Origin of the sequence: Methylorubrum podarium (assembly GCF_022179745.1) — a bacterium.
GTDB lineage: Bacteria > Pseudomonadota > Alphaproteobacteria > Rhizobiales > Beijerinckiaceae > Methylobacterium > Methylobacterium podarium.
Window position 1 is genome coordinate 1 of sequence record NZ_BPRD01000412.1, and the last position, 5,901, is coordinate 5,901.

Consider the following 5,901-nt stretch of genomic DNA (forward strand, 5'->3'; position numbering starts at 1 on the left):
AGCTGCGGGCCTTCGATTCCGAGCCGAACACCGTCATCCGGCCGCGCCCCGAGAGGTAGTACTGCCACTCGTCGCCGTTGGGATGCCAGTGCAGCTCGCGCATCGCGCCGGGTTCAAGCTCGACCAGGGCGGCGGCGATGGTGGTGGAAGCCGGGAAGACCGAGGAATCGGTGATCCGCACGCTGCCACCCTTCGAGCGGATCGGTTCCTGCTCCAGCATCCGGTGGCTGAACCGCTTCGGCGCCGGCCCGGCATCGCCGAGCTGGTCCTGCGCCAGCGCGCCCGGCTTCGGACCGGGAAAGATGTAGAGCTCCTTCTCGGGGATCGCGTCGAAGGCGCTCTCCGACAGGCCGAAATTCTTGGCGAGCACGTCCCGCGGCGTGTGCGCGAGCCAATCGGTGATGAGGAAGGTCGAATCTTCCGAGAATCCGCCGTCATCGAACACGAGCAGGAACTCGCAGCCGTCCTCCGGCCCATCGAGCCCCTGGATCGAGTGCGGGATGCCGGATGGGAAGTACCAGAGGTCGCCCTCGCCGACGTCGTCGGCGAAGGTACGCCCGTCTCCGTCGATGGCCGTGATCCGGGCACGGCCGTTGATCATGTAGGCCCACTCCGCCTCCTTGTGCCAATGCATCTCCCGGACGACGTTGGCCTTCAGGCGCATGTTCACGCCGGCCATGGCCTTGGAGACCGGCAATTCCCGCGTCGTCGTCTGGCGCGCCCAGCCGCCTTCCTCGAGCCGCATGTGGCTGTCGGCGAACGACCATTTCAGGTTCGGCATGGTGCCGTGGTCGGTCTTCGGCGGCGCGAGGGTGAAGGGGTCTTGCGCCTCCCTCGGCGCGTTGCGCGGCCCGAGAATGTCCGCCCCCTTGCCGCCGCGGTTCGGCGATGGCCCCTCGGCCGACCGGCCCGGGCCGGCACCCAGCGCGACGCCGCCCGCGGCGGCGATCAGGCCCCGGCGTGAGAACACGTTCATGACGACCTCGATCATCCCTGTCTCGCCCGGTAACCGGCCGGAACGGCGTTCGTCTCATCGATCGCGATCACGACATCCGGCGCAGGTCTCCGGCCGGCGTCGTCGTCGGTGTGGTCGTCCGTGCCTTGCGGGATCGGTACGCCGCCCCCTAATCTCCAGCCCATGAGCGTCGTCGCGATCGATTTTGAGACCGCCAACGAGCGGCGCGACAGCGCCTGCGCGGTCGGGCTCGCCTGGATCGAGGGCGGTCGCGTCGTGCGGCGCGAGACCCGGCTGATCCGCCCGCCGCAGATGCGCTTCTCGCCCGGAAACATCCGCATCCACGGCATCCTGCCGGCGGATGTGCGCGACGCCCCGAACTTTCCCGAGGTCATGGCCGAGTTCCTGCCGGACCTGACCGGCGGCCTGATGCTCGCCCACAATGCCGGCTTCGACATGGGGGTGCTCGCCGCCTCGCTCGCCGCCTGGGGCGAGCCGGTGCCGGACATGGCCGGGCACTGCACGCTGCAGATCGCCCGGCGCATCTTCCCCGATCCGGCGGGCCACGGCCTCGCTAAGGTGGCGGGGCGCCTCGGCATCCGCTTCGAGCACCACGACGCGGGCGAGGACGCCTATGCCTGCGCCGAGATTGCGCTCGCGGCCCTGCGCGAGACGGGGGCCGCCGACATCGCCGACCTCGCCCGCGGCCTCGGGCTGACGCCGATCCGCGCCGTCGCGGCGCCGCGGCGCGATTTCACTCGCTCGACCTCGGCCCGCGCGCTGCGCGCCTCGGGGATGGTCGATCTCCGCCCCTCGGGCGAACTGCGCTTCTCGATGCGCGGCAGCACCGGCAACCGTTACGTGCTCGAATTCGAGGAGCGGATGGACGGGCCCTACCTGCGCTGCTCGTGCCCGGCGGGCACGCATCGCCGCCGCTGCCGCCACGTCGATGCGCTGGTGGACGGCGACATCACCGATCTGGCCTCAAACAACGTCGAGGATGTCGAGCGCCTGCGTCAGTTGCTGGACGGCAAGAACGTCGGACCGATCCGGATCAAGGGCTTCGCCGCCTGAGACGTCGTGGACGGGCGCCGCGCCCTGACGTCTCACGCTCATATCGATGGATCACGTCGGGTCGTGCCCCCTCCGTCATCGCGCGTGCCGGCGAAGCGATCGAGAGGGCGACCTCTCCGGACAGATCGAGCCGCCTGCGTCCGATCGGCGCGCCCGCACAATAGGTGGGCAATTCGATTGGGCTGACAGCTTATTCGCACAGCATCGTCCCAGGTGACCTGCCGGTCTCTAGCCGGCGGCGTTCGGTCACATCCGAGAGCGGTACACCGCATGAGTGACGTCGGCAGATGACGCCGATCATTGTGAGCGTCACGCGCGCGTGGAATGCATCGCGTGATGCGTCACGGCCGGCTCGGACGCAGACGACTCGGTCTCGCGTCGCGCTCATCAAACTTGAAGCCGTTCGCTCAGTGCGCGCCTCGCGACCCCCCCTCGTCACAAGAGGTGTCGCAATGGATCACGATACGATGCGTCGGACGACCGCCGAATTCTTCGGCACCTTCTGGCTGACCTTCGGCGGATGCGGCGCTGCCGTCCTCTCCGCCGCCTATCCGGAACTCGGGATCGGCTTCCTGGGCGTGGCCTTCGCCTTCGGCTTCACCGTGCTCACGATGGCCTACGCGGTCGGCCATATCTCGGGCGGCCACTTCAATCCGGCGGTCACCCTCGGATTGTGGTCGGCCCGACGCTGCGCGAGCCGGCATGTCCTGCCCTACATCCTCGCCCAGGTCATCGGCGCCACGGTGGCGGCTTTCACCCTCTACACCATCGCCTCCGGCAAGGCGGGCTGGGTCCCGAACGGCTTCGCCTCGAACGGCTACGGTGAGCTCAGCCCGGGCAAATACGGCCTCGCCGCCTGCCTGATCACCGAGGTCCTGACGACGTTCATCTTCATCTTCATCATCGTCGGAACGACGTCGAAGGGCGCCGCGGCGGGCTTTGCCGGCATTCCGATCGGGCTCGCCCTCGTGCTGATCCACCTGATCTCGATCCCGGTGACCAACACGTCCGTGAACCCGGCCCGCAGCACGGGACCGGCCCTGTTCGCCGGCACGGAGTATGTCGCGCAACTCTGGCTGTTCTGGCTGGCACCGATCGCTGGAGCGATCGCGGCCGGTGTCGTCGGGCGATGGCTCTACGAACCCGCTGACATCGTCGAGACGGCGATCGTCGAGCGAGGCGCCGAAATCTGACGACGATGCACGAGCGATGACGGGGGAGGTGCGAGCCCCGTCATCGCGCGGCACCGTTTATCAGGCGCGCTAAAGTCGCTCCTCCTCGAACGCCCGCACCCACTCGGCGCAGATGCCGGAGCGGACGATGTCGTCTAGGGTGAACTCGACGATCGGGATCGCCATCATCCGGCTCTTCACGAGATGGATGACGGTGCGGAGCCCCGAGGTCTCGCGCAGGTCGGTCTGCGAGACGTCGCCGTTGATGATGACCTGGCAATCGTCGCCGATGCGGGTCAGAAACATCTTGATCTCGGCGGTCGTGGTGTTCTGCGCCTCGTCGAGGATCACGAGGCAGTTCTTGAAGGTGCGCCCGCGCATCACCTCGAAGGGCACCACCTCGATGTCGCCGGCCTTCACCGCGATGTCGAAGGCGGCGGCACCCATGCGGTCCTTCATGGTCTCGGTGAGCGGCGCGACCCAGGGCGCGATCTTCTCTTCCAGCGTGCCGGGGAAGAAGCCGAGCGAGCGGCCGGACGGGACGTTGGGGCGGGTGATCACGACCTTGGCGATCCGACGCTGACGAAGCAGATCGGCGGCGCGGGTGCCGGCGATGAAGGTCTTGCCCGTGCCGGCGGGGCCTAGGACGATGACTTGGGAAGATGACGCGAGGGCGTCGAGATACTGACCTTGTTTATCTGTCAGAGGTTGGATGGGTGCGGGATTACGTTCCTCGTCGAAGCGTGTCCGATGCATCCGGATCGGTCGGTCCTCAACCAGTTCAAGCCGTGCGCGTCGTCTCTTCATGGATCAACACTCCACCTTGACTCGTGCGTGACTCTCGCAAACTCGCGATTTCAACCTGTCTCGACTTCCGGACATCTCCCTCGATTCGGCGAAGACATTGCCGATCTTCGTTCATCTGTACGCAAGAGCAAAGCCAATCCCCGTGAGTCGGTTCCACGGCGGGACGCGAAGGCTGTGGAGCGCGGCTTTACGGCAACGCTTCGTCCGGCGCGCAAGGGTTGCAAGCGCGGGCGACGGGGGCGTGACGGGCTGACGAAGAAGCGATGACCCAAGCACCTTTCGGCGCTGCCGGCGGATCGGGACGATCCTGACCAAAGTCATCGCGGGCGTCGCCCTCCTGGGGCGGCGGCGCAGCCGGCGGCGACCGCCGGCGGGACGCTTCAACCGGGCTGGAGGAAGCTGTCGAGCACCATCTTCCGGCCGGCCTTGTCGAAGTCAACGGTGAGCTTGTTGCCGTCGATGCCGGCCACCGTCCCGGGGCCGAACTTGGTGTGGAAGACGCGGGCTCCCTGCTCGAAGGCGGAAGGGCTGCCCGTCGATTTGGCGATCAACTCGCCCTCGATCTCCCGCGGACCGCCGGAGCGGCCGCCGCGGCCTTGCCCGAGTCCGCCGCCGAGGCCTCCCCCGAAGCCGCCCGAGGTGTTGGCCTGCGCCCGCTGCCAGCCCGGCGTGCCGTAGGAGGAGCCGAACGGCGTCGGGTTGCGGTCGAAGCGGGAGGCGCCGGCCGAGAAATGCGCGGGCGCCTCGATCACGTCCACGGCCTGGGGCGGCAATTCGTCGATGAAGCGCGAGGGGATGGTCGAGGACCACAGGCCGTGGATGCGCCGGTTGACGGCGAACGACAGCTTGGCGCGCTTGCGGGCGCGGGTGAGCCCGACGTGGGCGAGCCGCCGCTCCTCCTCCAGGCCCGCCCGGCCGCTCTCGTCGATGGCGCGCTGGTTCGGGAACAGGCCGTCCTCCCAGCCCGGCAGGAACACGGTGTCGAATTCGAGCCCCTTGGCGGCGTGCAGCGTCATCAGCGAGACGCGGTCGGCCCCTTCCGCTTCGGAGGCTTCCATCACCAGCGAGACGTGTTCGAGGAAGGCGGCCATGTCGGGGAATTCCTCCATCGAGCGGACAAATTCCTTGAGGTTCTCGAGCCGCCCGGCGGCGTCGGCCGAGCGGTCCTTCTGCCACATCTCGGTGTAGCCGGATTCCTCCAGGATGGTCTGGGCGACCTCCGGATGCGGCTTGGTCTCCACCAGCCGCACCCAGCGCGAAAAGCTCTCGACGAGGCCGCGCAGCATCGAGCGGGCGCGGGGCTTCAGTTCGTCGGTCTCGATCAGCTTGCGCGCGGCCGCCAGCAGGGGGATCCGGTCGGCGCGGGCGTAGGCGTGCAGGGTCTGAAGCGTCGCATCGCCCAGCCCGCGCTTCGGCGTGTTGAAGATGCGCTCGAAGGCGAGGTCGTCGGCGCCGTTGGCGGTGACGCGCAGATAGGCGAGCGCGTCGCGGATCTCGGCCCGCTCGTAGAAGCGCGGGCCGCCGATGACCCGGTAGGGCAGGCCGACCTGCACGAAGCGGTCCTCGATCTCCCGCATCTGCGCCGAGATCCGCACCAGCACCGCGATCTCGGAAAGCGGATGCCCCTTGCGCTGGAGCGACTCGATCGACTCGGCGACCTGGCGCGCCTCCTCCTCCGAATCCCAGGCGCCGGTCACGGTGACCGGCTCGCCCGCCGCGTCCTCGGTCCGGAGCGTCTTGCCGAGGCGGCCCTCGTTCTTGGCGATGAGCCCGGAGGCGGCGGCGAGGATGTGGCCGGTCGAGCGGTAGTTGCGCTCCAGCCGCACCACCGTCGCGCCGGGAAAGTCGTGCTCGAAGCGCAGGATGTTGTCGACCTCGGCGCCGCGCCAGCCG

The 5,901-nt window shown here is 68.4% G+C and carries 5 protein-coding genes; 2 read left to right on the plus strand and 3 right to left on the minus strand.

Annotation, left to right across the window (positions count from 1 at the left end; translation table 11 throughout):
• The coding region (locus tag MFF42_RS19425) for a cupin domain-containing protein (protein ID WP_238257221.1) at window positions 1-976 on the minus strand (976 nt) is incomplete at its 3' end.
• 162 nt (window positions 977-1,138) lie between these two features.
• On the opposite strand from MFF42_RS19425, the gene MFF42_RS19430 reads away from it, so the two are divergent.
• Entirely contained in the window at window positions 1,139-2,029 is an 891-nt protein-coding gene (locus MFF42_RS19430) for a 3'-5' exonuclease (protein WP_238257218.1), read from the plus strand.
• A gap of 452 nt (window positions 2,030-2,481) precedes the next feature.
• Window positions 2,482-3,222, plus strand: coding sequence for an aquaporin Z (gene aqpZ / locus MFF42_RS19435; RefSeq protein WP_238257219.1), 741 nt, complete (start codon window positions 2,482-2,484; stop codon window positions 3,220-3,222).
• Window positions 3,223-3,291: 69 nt separating this feature from the next.
• Here aqpZ and MFF42_RS19440 read toward each other — a convergent pair whose 3' ends face one another.
• Both MFF42_RS19440 and MFF42_RS19445 read right to left on the minus strand, forming a co-directional pair.
• On the minus strand, window positions 3,292-4,008 hold the full coding sequence (locus MFF42_RS19440; RefSeq protein ID WP_238257220.1) for a PhoH family protein: 717 nt from the start codon (window positions 4,006-4,008) through the stop codon (window positions 3,292-3,294).
• A 380-nt stretch (window positions 4,009-4,388) separates the two neighbouring features.
• Window positions 4,389-5,901 (minus strand): ATP-dependent helicase (locus MFF42_RS19445; protein WP_283206895.1); only part of this gene is annotated, 1,513 nt, incomplete at its 5' end.